Source organism: Actinopolymorpha sp. B11F2 (genome assembly GCF_040195635.1).
Taxonomy (GTDB): Bacteria; Actinomycetota; Actinomycetes; order Propionibacteriales; family Actinopolymorphaceae; genus Thermasporomyces.
In genome coordinates this window covers 107,662-129,391 of the sequence record NZ_JBEFTX010000013.1, presented here as the reverse complement: position 1 = coordinate 129,391, position 21,730 = coordinate 107,662, and the positions used below count along the sequence as shown (strand labels likewise).

The 21,730-nt window shown below is 66.2% G+C and carries 15 protein-coding genes and 1 pseudogene; 9 read left to right on the top strand and 7 right to left on the bottom strand.

Annotated features, from left to right (window positions below; translation table 11 throughout):
* Nucleotides 1-161 precede the first annotated feature (161 nt).
* Nucleotides 162-1,385 (bottom strand): MFS transporter, encoded by a 1,224-nt coding sequence (locus ABN034_RS22530; protein WP_349692992.1) that lies wholly within the window; start codon nt 1,383-1,385, stop codon nt 162-164.
* Between the two features lie 408 nt (nt 1,386-1,793).
* On the opposite strand from ABN034_RS22530, the gene ABN034_RS22525 reads away from it, so the two are divergent.
* From ABN034_RS22525 to ABN034_RS22505, 5 genes are all read left to right on the top strand, one after another.
* The gene (locus ABN034_RS22525) at nt 1,794-3,482 is read left to right on the top strand and encodes a rhamnosyltransferase WsaF family glycosyltransferase (RefSeq protein WP_349692991.1); all 1,689 of its coding nucleotides are present in this window, start codon (nt 1,794-1,796) and stop codon (nt 3,480-3,482) included.
* Nucleotides 3,476-4,054, top strand: coding sequence for a hypothetical protein (locus ABN034_RS22520; protein ID WP_349692990.1), 579 nt, complete (start codon nt 3,476-3,478; stop codon nt 4,052-4,054). Before ABN034_RS22525 ends, ABN034_RS22520 begins: the two co-directional genes overlap by 7 nt.
* Before the next feature lie 3 nt (nt 4,055-4,057).
* Nucleotides 4,058-7,306: a glycosyltransferase gene (locus ABN034_RS22515; RefSeq protein ID WP_349692989.1), complete on the top strand. Its 3,249-nt coding sequence runs from the start codon at nt 4,058-4,060 to the stop codon at nt 7,304-7,306.
* Nucleotides 7,307-7,375: 69 nt separating this feature from the next.
* Nucleotides 7,376-8,059: a class I SAM-dependent methyltransferase gene (locus tag ABN034_RS22510; protein WP_349692988.1), complete on the top strand. Its 684-nt coding sequence runs from the start codon at nt 7,376-7,378 to the stop codon at nt 8,057-8,059.
* A gap of 13 nt (nt 8,060-8,072) precedes the next feature.
* Nucleotides 8,073-9,281, top strand: coding sequence for a glycosyltransferase family 61 protein (locus ABN034_RS22505; RefSeq protein WP_349692987.1), 1,209 nt, complete (start codon nt 8,073-8,075; stop codon nt 9,279-9,281).
* Here the strand turns inward: ABN034_RS22505 and ABN034_RS22500 are convergent.
* From ABN034_RS22500 to ABN034_RS22485, 4 genes and pseudogenes are all read right to left on the bottom strand, one after another.
* Nucleotides 9,274-11,928 carry a glycosyltransferase family protein gene (locus ABN034_RS22500; protein ID WP_349692986.1) on the bottom strand — a complete coding sequence of 885 codons (2,655 nt, stop codon included), beginning with the start codon at nt 11,926-11,928 and terminating at the stop codon, nt 9,274-9,276. The two genes, ABN034_RS22505 and ABN034_RS22500, sit on opposite strands and share 8 nt — an antisense overlap.
* Complete coding sequence (locus ABN034_RS22495; RefSeq protein ID WP_349692985.1) at nt 11,925-12,734, bottom strand: class I SAM-dependent methyltransferase; 810 nt, start codon at nt 12,732-12,734, stop codon at nt 11,925-11,927. Before ABN034_RS22495 ends, ABN034_RS22500 begins: the two co-directional genes overlap by 4 nt.
* A gap of 106 nt (nt 12,735-12,840) precedes the next feature.
* A complete protein-coding gene (locus tag ABN034_RS22490; protein WP_349692984.1) occupies nt 12,841-15,066 on the bottom strand; it encodes a glycosyltransferase in 2,226 nt (741 codons plus the stop codon).
* Between the two features lie 617 nt (nt 15,067-15,683).
* A pseudogene (locus ABN034_RS22485) lies at nt 15,684-15,932 on the bottom strand (IS3 family transposase); the annotation flags it as partial.
* A 592-nt stretch (nt 15,933-16,524) separates the two neighbouring features.
* On the opposite strand from ABN034_RS22485, the gene ABN034_RS22480 reads away from it, so the two are divergent.
* Nucleotides 16,525-17,625 (top strand): methyltransferase domain-containing protein, encoded by a 1,101-nt coding sequence (locus tag ABN034_RS22480; protein WP_349692983.1) that lies wholly within the window; start codon nt 16,525-16,527, stop codon nt 17,623-17,625.
* Between the two features lie 36 nt (nt 17,626-17,661).
* Here the strand turns inward: ABN034_RS22480 and ABN034_RS22475 are convergent, their stop codons facing one another.
* Nucleotides 17,662-17,802: a hypothetical protein gene (locus tag ABN034_RS22475; protein ID WP_349692982.1), complete on the bottom strand. Its 141-nt coding sequence runs from the start codon at nt 17,800-17,802 to the stop codon at nt 17,662-17,664.
* Nucleotides 17,803-17,910: 108 nt separating this feature from the next.
* Here ABN034_RS22475 and ABN034_RS22470 point away from each other — a divergent pair, with 108 nt between their 5' ends.
* A complete protein-coding gene (locus tag ABN034_RS22470) occupies nt 17,911-18,213 on the top strand; it encodes a phytanoyl-CoA dioxygenase family protein (protein ID WP_349692981.1) in 303 nt (100 codons plus the stop codon).
* A 425-nt stretch (nt 18,214-18,638) separates the two neighbouring features.
* The gene (locus tag ABN034_RS22465; protein WP_349692980.1) at nt 18,639-19,310 is read left to right on the top strand and encodes a class I SAM-dependent methyltransferase; all 672 of its coding nucleotides are present in this window, start codon (nt 18,639-18,641) and stop codon (nt 19,308-19,310) included.
* Between the two features lie 70 nt (nt 19,311-19,380).
* Here the strand turns inward: ABN034_RS22465 and ABN034_RS22460 are convergent, their stop codons facing one another.
* Nucleotides 19,381-20,130, bottom strand: a complete 750-nt coding sequence (locus ABN034_RS22460) for a class I SAM-dependent methyltransferase (RefSeq protein WP_349692979.1) — start codon at nt 20,128-20,130, stop codon at nt 19,381-19,383.
* A gap of 616 nt (nt 20,131-20,746) precedes the next feature.
* Between ABN034_RS22460 and ABN034_RS22455 the strand changes: the two genes are divergently transcribed.
* The gene (locus ABN034_RS22455) at nt 20,747-21,649 is read left to right on the top strand and encodes an FkbM family methyltransferase (protein ID WP_349692978.1); all 903 of its coding nucleotides are present in this window, start codon (nt 20,747-20,749) and stop codon (nt 21,647-21,649) included.
* Nucleotides 21,650-21,730 lie beyond the last annotated feature (81 nt).

Sequence of the window (21,730 nt, the reverse complement as noted above, 5' to 3'; positions counted from 1 at the left end):
AGGGAACGGCGCTCGTTCATGATCATGCGCGAGGAACCGGCCACTTCGACGTCGCGAAACGGCCAACTTCTCGCGCATGATCATGCCGCGCCGCTGATCGGACTCCGCAGATGGTCCGGCGCGGCGGGCCAGGCTCGGAGGGCGCGGCTACCGACTACCGGCTACGCGGGCTCCTCGCGCAGCGCCCACGCGAGCCCGAACGCCGCGACCGACGCGACTGCCGCCGCGCTCCAGAACACCGCCGACAGGTCCTGCGCGGCGATCAGTCCGCCGAGGGCGCTGCCGACGATCTTGCCGCCGCCGAGGACGATCATCGCGTACAGACCCTGGGCGGTGTGCCGGATCTCGTCGGGCGCGTACCGGTCCAGGATCACCCGGCCGGCGACCATCGACACCACGATGACCAGCCCGTGCAGCACCTGCGTACCCACGACGATGCCGACGGTCGGGATCGCGGCGAGCAGGGCGACGCGGACCGCCATCCCCGCCGCGCCGAGCACCATGAGCCACCGCCAGCCCAGCCGGGCGACGAGCCAGCCGAACGCCGCCATGTAGCCGAGCTCCAACGCCACACCGAGGTTGGTGATCAACCCGATCCATCGCGGTGAGAGGCCGACGACCTCGGTCGCCTGGAGCGGATAGAACGCGAAGTAGGCGCTCATCGACGCCTGCAGCAGGAACATCGACACGATGAAGACGACCGTCGTCCGCCGGCGCAGCAGGCGCCCGGCCGCCCGCGCCAACGTCCGCATGTCCGTCCGTCCCGCCGCCTGCGTCGGCGCCCGTCCGCCCCGGCCCCCCGGGCCGCCGCTCGGTAGCGAAGCGGCCGAGACTGAAGCCCGGCGCCGGCTCGGCAGGAACAACGCCGCCGCCACCCCGAGAACGGCGAGCCCGCAGGAGAGCAACGGGAGCGAGTCCAACGCCTCGCCGTCGACGAGAACGAAGTAGAGGATCACGCCCGGCACCATGAAGCCGAAGGTCCCCCAGAACCGCACGCGGTGGTACTTCACCTCAGCCAGGGCGGGAATGGTCCGCTGCGACGTGAAGAAGATGCCGTCCAGCAGCGGCCGGGTGGGCTCGCGGACGAGGCTGAACGCCGCGTACACGATGAGAAGCCACCAGAACCCGCCGACGAACGCGAACACCAGCAGCGCCACCGACGAAGCCGCGAGCATCGTGACGAGCAGCAGTTCGGCGCGGCCGTAGCGGTCCGCGAGCACCGTCAGCACCGGTGGCGCCACGATGGCGGACACGCTGGCGGCCGCCATGACGAAACCGATCTGGCTCGCGCTCAGCCCATGAGCGTACGCAAGGAAAAGCGACAGGAACGGCAGCAGCGCGCCGTCGACCGCGTACAACGTGGCGTAGGTCGTGTTGGTCGCCACGAGCGGATGGGGATGGTGCCACGGGAAGCGGGAGCCTCGCCGGCCGGCGGACCGGCGCGGCCGGTCTGGCGGTGATGACGGGTCGGTCGCGGGACGTGAGCCAGGAGTGGAGCTTCGGTTGGTGGCTGGCAAGCGGGTTCCCATCTCGTCGCACGCGGCGCCTCCACCGTGCCCCGGGGCGGCGCGGAATGCCCACCGGACTGCCGCGATCCGAGATGCCGCGGGCCGTAGGTGGCCGTGAGCGGCCACTTCGCTATCGACACGCCCTGCGGCGTGAGGTGTTTCTCCTTTGCCGGGGCCCCGCCGAGGTGCACGCCCCGCGCTTCGGTTCAGGTCCCGCAGGGCGTGCATACCAATCCGCACCCGCGGGAACGGTCACATCATCCTGTCCCGTGGGGGGAGCCCAAAATGCCGACCGGTACACGAGTTATACCTGCGCTGTTCATCGCGGCCTCGGCCGTCGCTGTCATTGTGACCGGAATATTCGAGAGGACCGCCATCCTCGCGGTCGCCGGAAGCTGCACCCTCGGCCTCGTCCTCGTCCAGGGATGGCGCCAGAACCGTTCGGTGATGGCCCGCCTGGCCAGGATGGAACGCAAGGCCGCCGCCGAACGCAAGGCCGCCGCCGAACGCAGGAACCCGGACGGTTCCAGCGCGACCGCGGTGGACGAGACGGTGAGCGAGATCCGCAGCGACCTTCGACGCGTTCGCCAGGACCAGCTGCAGATCGCGGGTCGCCCGACCACCTGGCAGGAGCAGGCGTCGACGATGATCTCCCGCCTGGACCGGATACAGGAGCAGGGCGACGCGGCGACCACCCAGGTGAGAGCGCTCTCAGACTCGGTGAACGCCCTTCTCGGGCGGCCGGCGGAGCTGCGTTCGTTCCTCGACCGGCCCGCTCCCGCCGGCGCGGGTGCACACGCGAGTGGCGGCGCGCTCACGCTGGACACGCTCGTTCCTGGCGAGCACACGTTCCGGACCGTGGTGTTGCAGCCTGGTCGGGCGTCTGTGGTGCTGGTCGTGGACGAGCTCGATCCGCATCGTTTCGACGACCTCGGGACCGCCCTCGCTACCGGTCTGGCCGCAGCGGAGAAGCTGCAGCGTCCGCTGCGCGTCGTCGCGCTCAGACTCGCGCGGCCGCGCGACGAGGTGACCGGACACCTGCGTACGTGGGTGACGGAGAACACCGCATCGAAGTTCCAGGCCGGCGATGTCTCCGTGACGCCCGGCGACGCGGTCGCGGAGGAGCCCTTCGATCCCACCGACGCCTGGATCGTGACGAGCTGGCGAACCGCGCATGCGTTGTCGGCCGCGTGCCACAACGAAACCGTGTCACCGGAGCAGGTCATCTACCTGATCCAGGACTACGAACCCGGTCTCCTGGGCTGGGGCAGCGACCACGCGCTCGCCGTGGAGACGCACCGGCAGGGCTTCCACTCCCTGGTGAACACTCGTCCGCTCGCCGAGGCGCTGACCAAGCAGACAGGTACGCCGATCGACGCGGACCACATCTTCGGCCCCACCCTCGACACGCCCCGACTCCAGGATGCGGCGCGGGCGTGGAAGCCTGGCCAGGGTAACGAAGTGCGAGTCCTCTTCGAGAGCCGGCCGAGCCAGGCGCGCACGATGTTCTCGCTGGGTATTGCCGCACTGCAGCGCTGGGTCGGAACTCTCGAGGACTCCAGCGTTCAGCCCGTCATCTATTCCGCGGGTGAACCGCACACTCCGGTGGACCTCGGTGGCGGCCATGTCGTCGAACCGCTGGGTCACCTCTCGCTCGACAACTACTACGACCTGCTGTCGCGGGTCGACATCGGGCTGGGCCTCATGCACAGTCCGCAGCCCGGACGGTTCGCGCTCGAACTGCCGATGGCAGGGATTCCGACGGTCTCCAACACGTTCGAGTCCTTCCGTACGGCGTGGGTCGACGGGTTGTACCTCGGCGCCGCCACGCCGTCCGGTATCGCGACGGCGCTGGGCGAGACGGTCCGCCGGAGCCGGACGCTCGCCGCGCACACGCCCGCGTCGGCGGACGTCGATCTGGGACGGCCGTTGGAGGAGGCACTCCACAGCATCCTTGGAAAGCGCTCATGGTGAATGGCAACGTCGCCACCGCGGTCAACGGCTTGACGGCGGCCAAGGACTCCGACGGGACACCGGACCTGGCGTCGGACGTGACACCGGAGGTGACCCGGGACGGGGCACGGGACGCGGCACGGGACGCGGCACGCGATGCGGCACGGGACGCGGCACAGGACGCGACACAGGACGTGCCGGCGACGAGCGGCGAGCTCACCGACGTGGACGGTGACTCGACGCCCGGTCGGTCGGGCACGGCGACCCCGTCCGATCCGGTCGCGGCCGAGCTTGCCAGCCTTCGCCACAGCCTCGACCACGCCGTCGACCTCTACGAGGGATACCGCGAGTCCGCTGCCGAACGGGCCCTGAGGATCACCCAACTGCTCACGGATCTGGACGAACGCGAGACCAGGCTGGCGCAGCTACGCTCCGAGGTCCAGCAGAGCACCCGCGAACATCAACAGCAGTTGGCGGCAGCGGTCCGTCGCTATCGGAGCCTCCGACAGCGGCGCGGCGTCCGGCTCGCTCTGCGACTCGCCGCCGCGGTCAAGCGGGTCCGGGGGCCGAGTGGCCGGTCTCCGGGAAGCTGAACGATGGTGACACAGCCGCTCACGGCCGGATTCGAAACCGCGCCTGTCAGCCAGACCACTGCACGCGCCGCGGAGGTCCGGTCAGGAGAGCACCTTCCTGGCGTGGACATCGAGGGACTGCTCTCCCGACTCCATTCGGCACCGGAGACCACCGTCGTGGTTCCGGTCCACAACGGCGGGCCGGCCGTCGAACGCTGCCTGGCCGCGCTCGTCAGGCACACCCGGAACGCCAGGCTGGTCGTGATCGACGACGCCAGCACCGATCCCGAGGTCCTGAAGGTCCTTGCTCACTTCGCATCGTCCGGTGCGCTCGAGCTGGTGCGCCACGACGACAACCAGGGGTACACCAGGACGGCCAACCATGCGTTCCAGCTGTCGACACCGGCCGACGTCGTGCTGCTCAACAGCGACACCGAGGTCGGACCCTGTTGGCTGCAACGCCTGCGATGGGTCGCGTATGCCAAGGACTACGTGGCGACGGTCACCGCCGTTTCGGACAACGCGGGCGCGATGGCGGTGCCGGTACCCGGCAGGCCGAACGCCTGGGGGGATCACCTGCCCTGGGAGGAGGTCGCCCGCTTCGCGACCTGGAACCTGCACCCCTGGTCGATCGAGGTGCCGACCGGCAACGGCTTCTGCATGTACGTACGCCGTGCGGCGATCGACACGGTCGGGCCGTTCGACGCCACCGCCTTTCCACGCGGCTACGGCGAGGAGAACGACTGGTGCATGCGGGCGAGGGAAGCCGGCCTCACGAACCTGATCGCTCCGCACGTGCTCGTCCGGCATGCCAGGGCCCAGTCGTTCGGTAGTGCCCGCGACGATCTGGTCCGTGCCGGCCGCGCCGTCATCGATCGTCGTCATCCCACGTACACCGATGAGGTGCGCGGGTGGATGGCCGGCCCGGAGATGACCGCCATGCGGCGCGAAGCCGCGGACGTTCGCCGCACGATCGCCGCCCGGACCGAGGTACGACCGCGCCGGCTCTACGTCCTGCACCGGGGTGGCGGCGGTACACCCGCGACCAACCGAGACCTGCTCACCGAGCTGGAACCCTTCCAGGATTCGTACCTGCTGGAGAGCAGTGGCGGGGCCGTCGACCTGTCGCGGTGGGAGAACGGGGTCACCCACCGCGTCCTCACCTGGCGCCCGGACGCACCATTCTCGGTCGTCGACTCATGGCGACTCGACTACGCGACATTTCTGGTCGACGTCCTCATCGGTTTCGGGTTCGAGACCATTCACGTCCGGCACCTCATCAAACAGCCACTGACCACACTGCCGCGGGTGGCACGCCTGCTCGGAGTTCCCCTTGTCCTGTCGACGCACGACTTCTATTACGTGTGCCCGACGGTGCATCTGCTCGACGAGCAGGACCGCTACTGCGGTGGCAGCTGCACGCCGGGCAACGGAGCATGCCGGCTACCCACCGGATTCGTCATGGGCGTGCCGCCGCTCAAACATCAGTGGGTGCACGAATGGCGGCGCCGCGCGACGGATGTGCTGATGTCTGCCGACGCCGTTGTCGCGACGACAGAAAGCGCAGCGACGGTCTATTCCACGGTGTTTGGCGAGGAGTTCAAGGGCAATCTGCGCGTGATCGAGCATGGCCGCGATCTCGGCCCTGAATGGGCTCCCGTCCGCAAGTCGGATGAGCGACTGCCCGGTCCGTTACGGATCATGGCGCCGGCAAACTGGGCCGCCCACAAAGGGATCGAGTACCTACGGGAGCTCGCCCGACGCGTAGGTCCCGTCATCGAATGGCACATCATAGGGCAACGCAGTGAGTTCCTTGGTGATGTCGGGATCGCTCATGGAGAGTACGGCCGCGAAGGTCTACGCCCGCGCGCCGAGGCGATCGATCCCGATCTCGTCGGGCTCTTCTCGATCTGGTCCGAGACGTACTCACACACCTTGTCGGAAGCGTGGGGTCTTGGTATCCCGGTGGTCGCCACCGATGTGGGAGCGGTTGCCGATCGCGTACGCCGCCACGGCGGTGGGGTTCTCCTGCCCCTGGACCACCTCGACGATGCGGCGCGGATCCTCACCAGCCTCGCCGGCAGCCCGGCGAAGGTGGCAAGCACACTCCGACCAGTGCCACGGGAGAGTATCCGGAGCCGGCGGACTATGGCCGACGACTATCGCCAGCTGTACGAAGAGGTGACCCGGGGTGGGCCGGTGCCGTCAGCGGCTTATGTCGTACGCGGCCGCCCCGACGCCCATGCAGCGTCGACCCACGTGCGGATCCTGCCGCGGATCGCCCACCAACGATCCCGGCAGCGTGCCATGTGGCGCATGGTGGATCCCTCCGACCTGATCAACGGAGCGGACGCGACGCCGTACCAGGTCTGTCTGGTCCAAAGGGATGCGCTGTCGCCGGAGCTGGTCGAGCCGTTCTTGGCGACCATCGAGAAGTCGGGGATCCGGCTGGCGGTCGAGATCGACGACGACTTGTCCAGCCGCACGGCGCGGGCGCACCTGATGCGGGAGGGCTACGACAGCGAACGACTGGACGGCGTTGTCCGGCTCCTGAGTGCAGCCGATGTCGTGGTCACGAGTACCGACTCGCTCGCGACATCCCTGTGGGAGCTGACCGACCGGGTGGTGGTCGTACCCAACTGTCTTGATCCGCGGCTGTGGCGGAGCGAGGTCACTGCCCTGCCGCCGCCCGTGACGGACGAGGTGCGGATCCTCTACATGGGCTCGAAAACGCACGGCGAGGACCTGCGGTTGCTGCGTGAGGCGGTGCCTGCCGTCGCTGGTGTTCTTCGCCAGAAAGTCGTCCTCGAGGTTGTCGGGATCACCGAGCCGGAGCAGGACGAGTCGTGGTTCCGGCGGTTCCCCATTCCTCCAGGTGGCGCCAGCTATCCCAGGTTCGTTCCATGGTTGCGTACGCACGCTCACCGGTGGTCGGCCGCGGTCGCCCCCCTCATGGAGAGTTCGCGTAGTGGCGCCAAGAGCGACCTGAAACTGCTCGAGTACGCCATCCTCGGCCTGCCGACCGTCGCCTCTCACGTCGGTCCGTACGGCAACGCCGGGCACCTTGCCCGCCTGACCAGCAATGACTGCGCGTCGTTCGCGAGCACCCTCGTCTCGGTTCTCCAGAACCCGATCGCCGCCCAGGTGCAGGCCGGAAGGGCGCGCGACTGGGTGATCGCCCATCGAATGCTGACCGACTCCGACGTAGACAGGTGGTGCGATGCCGTCCTCGGCTCCCATGGCGTGGCGCCAGAATCGGGCGGTCCGGCTTGACTAGCGTGGCATCAGGTATTCGGCGCCTCTGCAACGTCCCGCATCTGAGCTTCCCGACCAGGAGAAACCATGAGCCTCTGGGCCGACTTCCTGACCAACGATCAGCGAAGCATTCATAAGTGGGCGCACTATTTCCCGGCCTATGAGCGCCACCTGGAACGGTTTCGCAACCGGTCAGTGGCAATGCTCGAGATCGGTGTCGGTAGTGGCGGCTCGTCGCAGATGTGGCGGCGCTTTCTCGGCCCGTTCGCTCAGATCGTCGGCATCGACTGCCGACCGGCCTGCAAGGAGTACGAGTCGGACCAGATCGCCATCCGCATCGGCGACCAGGAGGATCCCGAGTTCCTCAGCCGGCTGCTCGCCGAGTTCGGGCCGTTCGACATCGTCCTCGACGACGGCGGCCACCACATGAGCCAGATCGCCGCGACGTTCAACCATCTCTATCCCACTGTGCCCGTTGACGGCATCTATCTGGTCGAGGACCTGCACACCGCCTATCTGCCGGCGTTCGGCGGCGGGTTCGGATCGCCGGACAGCTTCGTCGAGAAGGCGAAGGCGCTGATCGACGAGTTGTACGCCGGTCAACGTGGCGCTCCCCCGGTCACGGATTTCGGCCGTTCGACGCTTTCCATGCACTTCTACGACAGCCTTCTGGTCTTCGAGAAAGGTCGGCACCTCGGCAAGCGGGCCTTTCAGACCGGCGCGAACACGGCGCACTCGAATGTGTCCGCCTACACCAGCAGGTCGCTCTGACCCCGACTTCGCCATGATCTCCAGTGACCTGCCGGTCCACGCCCACGATGTCGGCGTCGACACAGAGCCGAACGTACTCGGCTACGGCGGGCTGAATCAGGGTTGTTTCGGAGCCGAGGTCCGTCGTTTCCGCGTGGTCGGCGTCCGTGGTGTGGACGCTCCGACACCTCCGGATGTGGCCCGCGTGCTCGGTGATACCGAAGTGGGCTGGCGGGGCGCGAATACCGTCAGTGTCCCGGAACTGTGGCCGGACGAGGAGCCTGTCCAGCCCGACCTGTGGTGTCTCGAGAACGCGCACGTGTTCGGCGGGCGGATCCACGACCGCGGGAACGGCTTCCACTACGACGGCCAGTTGCTCATGACCGCGACGGGTGGGTTGCTGCCCTCGTCCCGTGGGGTCATGGATGGAAACCGGACTTTGGCCGGGGACATCCTCACCGGTGTCGGCGCGGGCTGGACGGTGACCACTCCCACCACGGCGCCGACACGTCGGCTGACCGGAACCCACGTCCTGCTCGGCAATGTGCATCACCATTTCGGCCACACCATTCTCGAGGGCCTCACCCGCACCTGGGCCGTGCCGTACCTCTCGGCGGAGCTTCGCCGGTCGGTCCGGTTCCTGGTCTACGAGCCGGAGATCCGGGCGTTCTCGCGGCGGTTGCTCGCACGCGCCGGCATCCCGCCCGACCGGCTGGGGCACGCCTCCCGCTGGGACGTGGTGGAGCGGCTCATCGTGCCCGACTGCGCCATGCGTACGCACTGGTGGATCACGTCTGCCCAGGCCGACGTGTGGAGGACGGTGGCCATCCAGGCATCACCGGGTACCGCTCGGATCTTCCTGTCCCGTGCCGGCGTCAAGTACCGACAGGCGGTCAACAACGACCAGGTGGAGGCTCTGTTCCACCAGGCCGGATGGGAGGTCGTGCGGCCCGAGCAGCTCAGCGTCGACGACCAGGTGCGCCTCGCCGCGCGGGCCCGGTCGATGGCCGGCTGCGTCGGGAGCCAGATGTACCTCTCCTGTTTTCAACCGCCAGGCGGATCCACCATCGTCATCGCTCCTCGCAACTTCTTCCTCCGCGACGACGTCCTGGTCGCCGCCGCGGTCGGCCACGACCTTCACGTCGGGTTCGGTGACATGGTGGACTTCGCCAAACCCAGGGAGGAACGCACCTGGAAGGTGGATCTGGACGTCGTCAAGGAATTGTTGACGCAGGTCAGATGAGGACGTGCGGGGTGGGATCGCCGTGGAAGGCCACCTGGCCCGAACGCAGCAACTCCTCGTCGCTGATCTTCCAGGTGTGCGTACGCGGGTCACTTCTTCTCACAGCGACGAAGTTGAACCGGTCCGCGGAGTAGATGCTCGTGCCGTCCGCCCGGAGCCGCCGTAGCAACTCGGTGTCCACTTTCGCCGGCAGGTCGGCGAAACGGTACGTGCGCAGCAGATCCCCGTCGACGACGAGGGTCGCGCCCTTGACGAGATCAACCCCGGTGTGCTCCTGATGGGCGAACCGCAGGATGGTCACCCCACTCCCCCGGAGCTGGACGTAGTGGGCCCCCTTGCCGACGACCGCCGCGCTGGTGAAGGAGAAGGCGTTCATCGCATCGCCCAGGTATTCGGCGCCGTAGAGGTCGTCGTCATCCATCTTGGCGACGTATCGTCCGTCCGCCGCCTCGATGCCAAGATTCAGGCAGCTGCCCAAGCTGCGCGCGGCATCGGCGCGGAGCACCACCACGTCTTCGATTCCCGCCTCGCGCGCCTCCCTCTCGACCGCCCCGGGTTCCCGATGGACACCGTGCAGGACGAGGACCAGCTGGAGTGGCCGGTACTTCTGCCGGGCCACCTGGCCGAGGGCGTGGGAGATCTGGTGGGGCCGGTTCGTACACACCACCACCGACACCGACCGGTCCGGCGGCTCCCGCCGCAGGCCGATGGCGTCCAGGACTGTGTCGACACGGTGTCCGTACGTGTGCCTGGCGAAGACCTCTCTCATCGCCAGGTGGCCACGCCGAGCCCGCAGGGCACTGTCGTCGAGCAGGTCCTTGAGGGCCTCCGACGTGTCCTCCGGCGACTCACTCACCCGGATGAGGTCGCCGAAGGTCTCCTCCAGCGCGCGGGACGGACCGGAGATGACGGGCGTCGCACAGGCGGAGAGTTCGAAGACCCGCCGGGCGCACATCGTCGGCGACCCCGTGACCGAGTTGACGTTGAGAAACACCTGGTACGCCTTGTAGGCACTGACCATTCGCGGGTACGGCAGTGACCCGACGACGTGATCGGCGTAGGCCGACGGGAACTGCAGTTTCGGGTCATTCGCCCGCCTCGTGAAGATGTGCAGGCCGTATTCGCGGGCGGGTGAGAGAACCGCCTCCATCTGGGAGGCCCGGCCCCGATGCTTGTTTGTGTAGTACGTACCAGCAAAGGCCACGGGGTGCCGGCGACCGCCGGGGACGGACACGGGGTGGTGGATGCGCGGTTGTGCCGCGAAGGGCAGCACGCCGACCCGGTTGTGACCGAGGATCTCCTGGTAGAGCGGTATGCGGTCGGCGTCGACGGTGAACACGTGGTCGAAGAGTCTGGCCGTCTCGAGGAAACGGTAGAAGTGCGGTGGGTCCTCCTTGTTCCAGAAGACGGTGGGGACTCCGTGTTCACGGCACCAGGAAACCAACTCACACAGGGGTTCTCGCGGTCCCCACGACGCGTGGGTCGAGCCGCGACCCGGCGTACTCATCATGCCGGTCCATCGCCCGCCGTTGCCGGCCCATGCTGACTCGACGAAGAGCAGGTGCGGCGCACTGCGTTCGAGGACCTCGCGCCAGTCATCGGGTCCTGGCTGGACCTGGTTCCATTCGTAGGTGAACGCGGGAGCGGAGAACTCGTCGAGGATCACGGCGGCGGTGAGCTCGGGGCGGGCCACGGGGCCGACGGGAAGTTCGACCGCGTTCGGAAGGTCGACCTCGCAGAAGTAGTCGGTCCCGTCCTCGGGTGGACCGCCGGCGACGGCAGTCCTGCTGGTTCCGTCGCCATCCGGGAGGACGGGCAGTGTCGGTGGGGCCACGTCGGCCGCTTCCTTCGCCGGCTTCTGTGGCCGCGGGAGCGGGCGCAGGGCTCGGGCGACCTCACGCGGCAGCTCGCCGGCCTGTGACGGTTGCCGTGCCAGGTCGGTGAGGACTTTGCCCAGGCGCCACCAACGACTCCGCTGCATGGACTCGAGCCGCCAGGTCGCGTAGCTCGTGTGGTACGCCTGATCGCGCGCCCGTGTGTCGGCGACCGCGCGTTCATGCACGAGGGACCTTTGGGTTTGGAGGAGCGCGGCCTCGAAAGCCGGCTGCAGGTCAGCGCCCAACTGGAGTCTGTCGCGCCACGCCATCGGGCCCGGGCGCGCCACCACGCGGAAGCTGCCGTCCATCATGTCCACGGTCTCGATGCTCACGTGGCGGCCGAGCAGATCGATCAGTGAGGAGACGAAGAAGACGGTGCGTTGATCGGCACGCGCCGAATATCCGAGCGGCGTCGTGAGGACGAGGACGCCGTCAGGACGAAGGACCCGGACCGCCTCCGCGACCAAGCGGTCCGGCTCGGCCTGCGCCTCGATGACATCACCCAACAGAACGCTGTGAAAGACCGCGTCCGGAACTTCCGACGTCAGCCCGTCGCCTACCTCGAACGAAAGCAGCGCACGGACGGCCTCCGGCTCCTCGTCCCTTGCCGCGTTCGCCAGGTCGACAAGAGCGGGCGCGAGGTCGATTCCGAGCGTCCTCATCCCCTGCCGGGCGCACAGGATCGAGGCCTCGCCGGTCCCACACCCGAGGTCGAGGACGTCGCCACGCGCCTGGCCGGCGAGCCAACGGACACGGTTGTCGACCTTCATCCGGACGTGACCGCGGACGCCATGTCCTGACGTACGCCATCGGGTCGCCAGTCGGCGAGGGTGCCTCGTGCGCTGAGCGCGAGGTACTCCTCCACGCCGTCGCGTAGGTCCGCGCGGTCGTAGCTCGCCTGTCCGGACCGTCCCGCGACGAGATCGGGCCAGAACGATGCCTCCAGCGCCAGCTCAGGTGAGACGGCACAGCTGCGGTCGAGCACCGGCTCCGGGACCTGTTGCGGGTCGTCCACCACGTACGTCGTGATGATCTCGTCGTAATGCTCGGAAAGAGTTCTGTCGGCCGGATTCAGGCCGAGCACCATCAACAGGCCGGTCGGTTGAGTGTCGAGGGGAACGACCTCGAGGTCGGGTCGATAGCGTTGGAGCACGGGAATGAGCTTGTAGACGTCGCCGGTCCAGTCCTTCGTGTGCCGGTCGCGGGCCGCCTCGTCCACGTTGCGGGGCAACATGTCATCGAAGACGACCACACTCGACCACGCCGAATGACGTTCGAGATTCATGAAGTCGCGCAGGGCGAACTCGAACAGATGCATTCCGTCGATGAACGCGAGGTCCACCACGCCACCGGGTAGATGATCGAACGGTGACTCGCGGGCGAAGAAGTCGTCACTGGTCTCCCTGACGAGCTGGAGATCGCAGTGCACCTCGTGCATGATCCTGAAGTTTGGATCTATGGCGACCGAGGGCACGCGCGACAGAGCGAGACTGCCGCCGACATAGACTCCGATCTCGCAGTACGTACGCGGCTGGTAAATGCCGTGCAGCCCGCCCAGAAAGTCGTGACGCTTCATGGAACCTGACTTTCTCTCCCCCGCCATTGGTCAACCTGAGGCGGGCAACCGCGGTGGCGATCGTAACCGAACCGTTGTTCTGAGACTCCGTGGGCAGCGACGGTCTCTAACGCTCCCAGAGCCGGGAAGCCGCCTTCACCAGCGCTCCCGCTCTGGCGTCAAAGGAGTGTTCACGACGTATTCTCTCGGCAACCAGCAGACGATCGTGCTCGCTGGGAAAACTCTCATCGAACGACCTCGTGAGAAGAGCGCTCAGTTCCTCGACGCCGCGATAGGTGGCAATTCCCTTTCCGAATATCTCCGCCATTCCGGCGACGTCGTCGCTGACGACACGTGCGCCGGCCGCCGTCGCGTCGAAGAGCCGGTTGGAGAGGAATCCTTCCCGGCGCATGTCGCTCCAGTGGTCGTTGAGGACGACCCCGGCCGAACGGTAGGCCGCGGCGACGTCGGAGTTCGGCAGGTGGGAACCGTGAATGAACCGGGCATCCAGCAGGCCGTCCCACTGCAGTCCGTACACCGCGAGGTCGGCACCCGCGTCGATGGCATCTCGTACGACGGGCCGCAGCATCCGGTGCGAGTTCCCGACGAAGAGCCAGCGGTGTCCGGTGTCCGGTTGCGCGACTCCAGGGTGGAAGCGTTCCGGATCCGTGCACTGCAGGAGAGGAATGACCGAATCGTCACGAGACTCCGACATTCGCGCCGCCCACTGGGTGCTTGCCGCGAACACCCGGTCGTACTGATCCATCTCCGCCAGGCTGACCCGATCCGGATGGCTGATCACCCAGAGAAGATTGATGCGGCCCGGCTGAGGTGACACGGGGTGGAGTCCGCGGAGGGTGAGAACGACGTCATCGAGATATGCCGTTCCGCGATGATGCGCCTCCCTCGGGTCGACCACCGCGGTCTGCCCGAGCCGCTCCAGGGCGGCCGCGAGAGCGTGGGCGAAGTGGACGTCGCCCCATCGTTTGCCGGCCTCGCCCGCCGGCGCGGCGGTCTTGATCGCCCACCGCAGGGCGGGCAGGCCGCGCGCCGGGCCCTGTGACACGAGGGTGACCGGGCGGGTCAGGATCGGCCGCGCCAGCTGAGGACGTGCGGCTGCCGGCGAAAGCTCCGGCCTGTAGTGGGACACGGTGAAGCCCGCGGCACGCCAGAGCGGCTCATCTTCGCGCGGGGTGCGGCCGGACCATCGGCGCTGGAATGCGTGCGCGTCCTCCCGAGCCCCGTCGGTCGCGGTGTTCTCCTGCTGGACAACCACGCTGTCCGTCACCACGGCGGCGATGCCGGCCGCCGTGTTCCGTTCGTTCCTCAGGGTTTCCCGCAGGCGCAGGCACAGGTCCACGTCCGCCCAGCCGTTCTGGTCGAGGTCGAACCTACCGAGGGCGGCGAAGTTCTCTGCCCGGATCGCCATCGCCGCCGCCGTGACGGCAGGCACCTCGATGTGGGTGCCGACCCGCCGCGCGTCCTCCGCCGGGTGGCGATCGAGGAAGTGGACCGGCAACGTACCGCGACGCGGAAAGACCATGCCGGCGCTGCGGACGGTGTGGTCCGGATGGACGAGCAGGGGTTGCGCCGCCAGGACGTCTGGCGCGTCGAGCGCCCGGAGCACGGGCGGGAGCCAACCAGGCTGGACGATCGCGCTGTCATCGAGGAACACCACGATGTCACCCGTCGACTGGGCGTACGCGAGATTGCGGGTCAGTGTCGCGGACTGGTGGATGTGGTGGCGTACGACGTGGATGCGCGGGTCGGTGGCGCCGGTCGCCGCGAGAATGGTGCCGACCGAGCGACGGGACGCATTGTCCACCACGATGATCTCGAGATCTCCCGCGTCGGTCTCGGCCAGGAGCGCGGCAAGGCACTGGCGCGCACGCTGCCAGTCGCCCGTGGCCCGGACCAGGACGCTCACCCGGCCCACCACTCGCTTCGTCTCCTGAGCCGTCCCATTGGTGAGGTCGCCGTCTCGGCGGCCCTCCCGCCGTTCCCCGCCGAGCAGGAAGTCACGCGCCTCGCCCCAGGTGATCGGTGTCGGCGTGTGCTCACCATGCATCGGGACGACAGGCAGCGGTGTACCAGAGTGCGCTGTAGCGGCGAAGTGGCCCAACGGCCCGTACGGATGGGATCGGGCGGCGGGCGTGCTTGCCAGATAGGCGCCCCCGTCGAACCAGGGGTGGGTCGCCGTCGTCCAGTTCTTCGGGTCGCGAAGATACCTGGTCAACGGATCAACGGGATTCGTCCGCCAGCCGGTCGGATCGACGTACTCGGGCTCGAAGAGCGGATGCGGCGACAGGTCTCGGACCCGGCCGGCCCACACGTAGTGTGCGGTCGCCTCCATGCGTGACATCGTGCTGGCGCGACCCAGCTGCCGGCTGTACCAGACAGGATCGACCAGCCCCGACCGCGCGATCACGGCAAAGGCCAACGACCGCTCCGCCTTGCTTCTGATCCGGTGAAGATCCTCTAACGGCCCGAGTGATCGAATTCGCGGGAACATCCAACCCTCCCCACGACGACAACCCGCTCTGCCAAGCCAATGATGGCGAGCGATACGCAGACGGCTGTGACCTTTCCTTCCCACTCCTTATAGACACCAATCCGATGGCCATCCGCCCAGTTGTTTAGTCTGCCCCCGGGTGAATCGCTGGATAGCGAAGGCGGAAATGGTCCTGAGGGCGGGGTTCGGGCAAGTCGGCGCACTCGCCGCGCGGCACGCTGATGATCGAGATCCGTGATCAGCGTACGCAATCCAGCAGCGCGACAGTACGCACCTGCGTCACCCACAGCACGCACACGTCCGCAAAACACGCGCGCAAGCGTGCAGGGGTCGGCGTTGGAGTATCCGCCTGCGGCCAGCGTGCCGTCCCAGATCCAGGCAAGCCTGCCGCTGGCAAGCGGATCCTGGGACAGGATCGCACCATTACGACCACGGCGAGAAACCCGAGAACTGAGGTGTCAACGATCTTGGACAGGTCCTCGTTGTTGATCATGCAGCGGGTGCTGCGGTTTCGAACTCGGTGAGGGCTTCGTGTGGGTGCGGTAGCCGAGTGTGGAGTGCAGCCGTTGCCGGTTGTAGGGGACTTCGATGTACTCGGCGACGGCGAAACGTGCCTTGGCCTTGGGGGTGAACCTCTGCCGGTGGCGCATCTCGTTCTTCAGTGCGGCGAAGAATGACTCGGCGGCGGAGCCCAGCCGGCCCAGCGCCGAGCACAACAAGATCAGCCGAGGTCCCGACAGTGCATTCGCCAGCCACAACAGCTTCTCCTGTCGTCAGTTGTCGAAGGCGTCGATACCCACGGATGCGAGTCGGTAGGCTCGCCCTTATCCTTCTTTAGGAAGCTTGGGAATGGCCGATCAACAGGCCCATGCTGCCGGCTCCCTTCGAGCGAAGTCGAATGTGCCGTAGAATCTAAAGAGGCGCGTTGCCAAATCTCGATGGCCGTTCCGAACACCGTGTGCCGCGTCCAAGTTGGTCCAGGGCGGCACCATCATGGCCGACGCAGAGGCGCTGCGACGGCTGCGCTTTGTCGACCTGCCATCCGGGGTCGACACGGACGTGCTGCGGCGCGCACGATCTGCTGGGCGCGAGATCTCGTGCACTGTCGAGGCTGGCAATCCGACCGCCGGTTTGATGCGCTGGGCAGGGGGAAGGTGACACTCCTGGCATCCTCAGCGAACAGTCGATCTCGATGGGCGGGGAGCCCGCAGCCGTGGGTCGAGTAGCCGATTGTTGGGCCTGTCGGCCTTCTGAGCCAGTGCCCAGATTGGGTCGCACTCAGTGAGAGGTAGGGTAGCCATGGACATGGCGAACCTGCAATGTCCCGAGACTGGCCTTCCATTACGTCGTCTCAGGCGCGCGGATGCCGAACAGATCACCGGCCAGCTGCTTGCACGGAGAGGTGCCTTGTACGAGAAGGCCGATGATCTCCTCGTGCGTATCGACAACAAAGCTGCCTACCCGGTGATCAAGGGAGTGCCGCTCCTCTTGGTGCCGGAAGCTCAGACACCTTTGCGGAGGGACGTTGACCTCAGCGATCCCCGATGGGGTGAGGCGTATGAGGAGATGGATTTCTACAGCCGCTCTGCCACTGCTCACCTCGAGGCGATCGATGGGCATATAGCCGCACTGGAAAGTCTTCGCAACATCACTTGGCCGTCGCTACGTCATGTTGACGCAGCGTATGACGCCGCCTCGCAATGGGACGCGTATAGTCACCTAGGCGCATTGTCCGGTCAAGTAATGATGCAGCTCGGCGGATCGGGGTTCGCGGCCATGAAGACTCTGATTGCGGGAGGCGGGGAGTCGTGGCTCGTGACACCAATGTTGTCAGAAGCGCTCTACGCTCGTGAACTGAGTAGAAGACTGGGAGTCCCTGATCGCTTCCACGCTGTGGTCGCTGTCGCTGAGCAGCTCCCGTTCGTCGCGGGCCGGTTCGATGCTATCTATTCCGGTGGCTGCTTGCATCATATGGCCACAGAGTTTGCCGGTCCTGAGATAAGCCGTGTGCTTGCGGTAGGTGGCCGTTTCGCGGCCGTTGAACCATGGCAGACACCTCTACACAAGTTGGGGACCAAGGTCCTCGGGAAACGTGAGCCAAATGCCTATTGTCGGCCGCTGACCATGGAACGGTTGGCACCGATGCGTGGTAGCTTCGGGAGCTTTGAGGTCAGGAACCACGGGCCGCTGCTCCGCTACGCCGCCTTGGCTTGGTTGAAGCTGTCAAAGTGGGAGATCAAACCGGAAACTGGCATGCGTATGACATGGCTCGATGACCGCCTGCCCCTGCCGAGGAGGCTTGGCGGATCCGTAGCGGTGCTGGCCACCAAGGGCGCTGAGGCCGTATCCTCCAGCCTGTCTGCCTGTGAAGTGTTGGAGCGGGAAGCTCGGAGCCGTTGAGTCCCAGCGTCTGCGTCATCATGCCGGCGACGCACCTCACGAGCGCTGCGCCCAGGGGCACATGAAGAAACCGCGATTGAGGGTGAGCATCTCGATGCTGGCCCGCCACGACTGGACTCCCTCGACCTGAGCGAGCGTGGATGTCGTGAAGGTGAACAGGGAGCGATCTCGAGCCACAACAACACCTCGGTCTCATAGCCCAGCAACGCGGCAGGCTCCAGCGTCACCATCTGCAGGCAGCCGCGCGAGGTCAGCGTCTCGTGGCGTCCGCGTACGGTCGACTCGTTGACGCCCAGCACCTGCGCCACAAACCTCCCGCACCCGCTGCATGGCGACTACCTGCGCGGCGAACGCATGGACACCCTCGAGGGCGCCGTCTCGGCCCATCTGAACAAGGGCGACGCCCTGCTCTTCGTCGACGGAATGATGCACGGCGGCAGCAGTCGTACGAACGAGGGGCGCCGGATCCTCATCTACGACGTCGGCATTCATTCCGGGGAGCGGTTCAACTTAATCTCGGCTCGAAGGAGCGACCCCAACAGCCACACCTGGAAGATCACCAACGACGAGCTCATGCGGAACCGTTAGACAGTGCTCGACGGTGAACCAACCAAGCAAGTCCTGTTCTGATGGCGACGGCGTGCAATACGCGCTGTAGACGGCCATGATGCGTACATTTCCGCAGAGCGCAGAGCGTTCTGTGGAAGGTACACGAAGATCATCAGGTGATGGCCGCGCCAGCTGACAGCGACACGCCGAACAAGATCAGACTCCGCCATCACTCCCAACGACGGAGGTCAAACGACAAGCTAAGATTCGAGAAAAGGTCCCAATTCGGCAGGACTCGGTAGTAGTCTTGGTTCGGTTCTGCTCTCACCCCCCGAACGACGATCTCGTCAACTCTTATGCACCTCATCGGAGAGGTCATGCTCACTCGGACCTGGCGTGGACGGATTATTGGCAGTGCTCCGCCGGTGGTGCGGAACCTGGCGAGAACGGTACGCCTGCGCCAGATGCGCAAGGTAAACGCCGCGAAATCGACAGGTGAAGTGTTCTCCGAGATCTACGCGACGGGTCGGTGGGGTGAGCCGTACAGCTCTGGGCCTGGCTCGTCCGGACGCGTCGCTGCCGCGTACGCGGACTACGTTCGCGAGCTACTCAGGACGACCGGCGCAAGGAGGGCGGTCGATATCGGCTGCGGTGACTTTGGCGTGGCCGCTCAGTTCGTCGACGCGCTAGAGTCCTACCACGGCCTGGATGTAGTGGCAGCCATGATTGACCGAAACACCGCACACCATGGGGGACCCGGCATTAACTTCGAGGTCCTTGATGCCAGCACCGGTGTCCTTCCTCCAGCAGACATCTGCTTCGTCAGGCAGGTGCTCCAGCATCTGTCAAACCAGCAGATCGCCAAGATTCTCGACCGTTGCGCGGCGTACCCAATGGTTGTCGTGACCGAGCATTGGCCGGCCTCCGAGGCGCAGTCTCGCCCCAACTGTGACAAGTCACATGGCGCCGACACCCGGCTGGACCGTGGCTCCTGGGTGGACATCACGGCCGACCCATTCCGATGCCATCCCGTCGAGGAGGTGTTGCGGGTTCAGCCGGAGCACCATCTGTACCAGGCTGGTGAGACCATCCGGACGCATCTGTGGCGCCCAACCCAGCGCGACAGCACGGCATAACGCGACGTGTCACGAAGGTGGAGGCCCGCGTCGTGCGGAAGCATACGAGACGCCTACTCGTAACCTCAGGTCATCGGGGAGGCCGGCGGGCGATAAGCAAGTGTTGGCTGCCAATGTCGTCGTCACTCGCCCCACGTCCGGCTACGGGCTCGATCTGCACATCGGTGAGCCCCGCCTGACCGACCATGGCCCGTACAGACGCCTCGGTTCGCGCGAAGCAGCGCAGGCCGACCCGCATGCGCATCCGACCGGGGAGGCTAGTGTCGGCACGCCAGCTCGCCTCCTTCCGCCAGCCTGGAGCATCCAGCACGATGTGCAGGTACAGCAGGCCGTTCGGGCGCAGTGACCGCGCGATCCTGGCAAGAACAGTTCGTAGCACGTCATCGGTGAGGTGCTGGGCGACCGCGAATGAGTACGCGAAGTCCACCATTGCCGCCGAGGTCGCGAACCCGTCCGGCGTGTCGTATTTGACGTTCGGAGCCGGGTTCAGAACGCGGGCACAGGCGAGAGCTCCTCGGGAAATGTCGACCGCGTGTACGGTCCTGACGTGGGGAGCGACGGCGTGCGCGAGGTAGCCGGGTCCGCAGCCGTAGTCGAGTACGTCAAAGTCCGGATGCAGCTTGGGAAGCAGGATCTCATTTGCGAGTTGCTGCCGCGAGGTCCGGTTGCGCTCCGACTCCGCCTCCCGGTCGCGGCCATAGAAGTAGTGCGGACTCAACGACAAGAGCCAGAGTGCGACCGGCCGGCGCAGCGGGTTAGGCGCATGCTCCGCCAGAGCAGAGGTCCACCGTGCCCCAAGAAAGTTCTGGTCGCCAGCCATCGTGATGGCGTTCCTTATCAATCCGATACCTTTGAAGTTCATCACTGTCCTCGGGTGGCTGCTCGTGGCACTAGCGGTACCGGGCCGGGCCATGCGGCGTCCGCGGCGTCGGGTTCGTCGTTTGGTGGAAGACGCGACGTCGATCACCTCAACCGCGAGCGCCATCTGTCTGGGCGCAACCGCCGGCGCCTTGCCGTAATGCATAGAACATTCCACGTGGGATGCTCGACAAACAGAGAACGTTCCCGCCATGGGCACACAGCAGCGGCGCGGATGAGGTTCGCAGATCCGGCGGTTCGGTGTACAGCTGCGACAGGCTCCTGGCCGGACAGCGAGCGGAGCGAGCTTGCCGGCGGGCGTTGGACGGCACCTGCCGGTCGTTTCAGTGTGGGTCGCCGTGGCGGATGTGCCGGTTGAGCATGGTGCGTGGGACTCCCACCCAGGGTGAGTGCTGAGGCACGGAGCTCGATGGGCTTCGTGGGTGCCGGCGACCCATTAAGCAAACGACACGACACGGTGCGCCGACGCTTGACGACCGTCTGTCCTACCTGTGACGCTGCAACGACCAGTCGACTACCAAGGGTGCACGTCGACGTTCCGCCCACGGAGGGCTGGCATGACAAACGGAGTGTACAGGGCGCTGTTCTGGACGATGGTGTACGCAGGCCGGCCAATCGGTGGGATCCGGCCGCGCCGGATCACCTATTGGCTGCAGCGCAAAGCGTTTCCCCGTGAGGCGTTCTCATCCGCGGGCGCCAAGTGGCGGAAGGACCGCTGGGGTACCGAATTGCTGGTCAATCCCTACTACCTCCTCGATGCCAGCGTGATCGCCTTCGGGGCCTTCGAGCCGGACCTACACCAGTACCTCGAGAGGCATGTGCGGTCGGGGATGATCTGCTTTGACGTGGGCGCGAATATCGGTGTCGTCTCGGTGCACCTGGGGCGCCTCGTCGGACAGTCTGGGCGGGTGCATGCCTTCGAGCCAGTGCCAGCCATACTGGAGCGCCTGGACCAACATGTGGAGCGCAACGGCATGACGCAGGTCGTCAACGTACATCCGATTGCACTGTCGAATCAGACGGGGACTGCCTCCTTCGCAGTCGCGGACAGCGATGCCTCCAACCAGGCGCAAGGTTCGCTCGTGACGCGAAACAACCCTTCACTGACAAGACTCCTGGACGTCACGACCGTCACGCTCGACGAGTTCGTCGAGCAACAGAAGGTCGACCGGATCGATCTGATGAAGATCGACATCCAAGGTTCCGAGATCTTCTTGCTGGAGGGTGGCAAGCGGACGTTCAGCGAGCTCGGTCCGGATCTGCTGATGGAAGTCTCGCCAGAAGACCTCGTCAACATTGGAAAGAGCAGTCAGGATCTGCTTGAAATGGTCGAGTCATACGGATACTTCGTCTTCGAACTGGCCCACGGGACGCCTTCGAAACGCGTGACATCCGCCAGCGTGCCGCCGGACTATTATAACCCTCACGTCCTTTGCACGAAGCGACGAGTCGAAGTATAGAGTCATCTGCGACACGATTCTTTGCCGCTGTACTGGTGCCTATACCGTGTACCCCGGCAGCGGGGCGGCTGCGACTGCCGT

Excerpts from the sequence above, each read along its gene's own strand:
- ABN034_RS22525 (WP_349692991.1), top strand. The coding sequence starts at position 1,794 with ATGCCGACCGGTACACGAGTTATACCTGCGCTGTTCATCGCGGCCTCG.
- ABN034_RS22520 (WP_349692990.1), top strand. The coding sequence starts at position 3,476 with ATGGTGAATGGCAACGTCGCCACCGCGGTCAACGGCTTGACGGCGGCC.
- ABN034_RS22515 (WP_349692989.1), top strand. The coding sequence starts at position 4,058 with ATGGTGACACAGCCGCTCACGGCCGGATTCGAAACCGCGCCTGTCAGC.
- ABN034_RS22510 (WP_349692988.1), top strand. The coding sequence starts at position 7,376 with ATGAGCCTCTGGGCCGACTTCCTGACCAACGATCAGCGAAGCATTCAT.
- ABN034_RS22505 (WP_349692987.1), top strand. The coding sequence starts at position 8,073 with ATGATCTCCAGTGACCTGCCGGTCCACGCCCACGATGTCGGCGTCGAC.
- ABN034_RS22500 (WP_349692986.1), bottom strand. The coding sequence starts at position 11,928 with ATGAAGGTCGACAACCGTGTCCGTTGGCTCGCCGGCCAGGCGCGTGGC.
- ABN034_RS22495 (WP_349692985.1), bottom strand. The coding sequence starts at position 12,734 with ATGAAGCGTCACGACTTTCTGGGCGGGCTGCACGGCATTTACCAGCCG.
- ABN034_RS22490 (WP_349692984.1), bottom strand. The coding sequence starts at position 15,066 with ATGGAGGCGACCGCACACTACGTGTGGGCCGGCCGGGTCCGAGACCTG.
- ABN034_RS22480 (WP_349692983.1), top strand. The coding sequence starts at position 16,525 with ATGGACATGGCGAACCTGCAATGTCCCGAGACTGGCCTTCCATTACGT.
- ABN034_RS22465 (WP_349692980.1), top strand. The coding sequence starts at position 18,639 with ATGCGCAAGGTAAACGCCGCGAAATCGACAGGTGAAGTGTTCTCCGAG.
- ABN034_RS22460 (WP_349692979.1), bottom strand. The coding sequence starts at position 20,130 with ATGGCTGGCGACCAGAACTTTCTTGGGGCACGGTGGACCTCTGCTCTG.
- ABN034_RS22455 (WP_349692978.1), top strand. The coding sequence starts at position 20,747 with ATGACAAACGGAGTGTACAGGGCGCTGTTCTGGACGATGGTGTACGCA.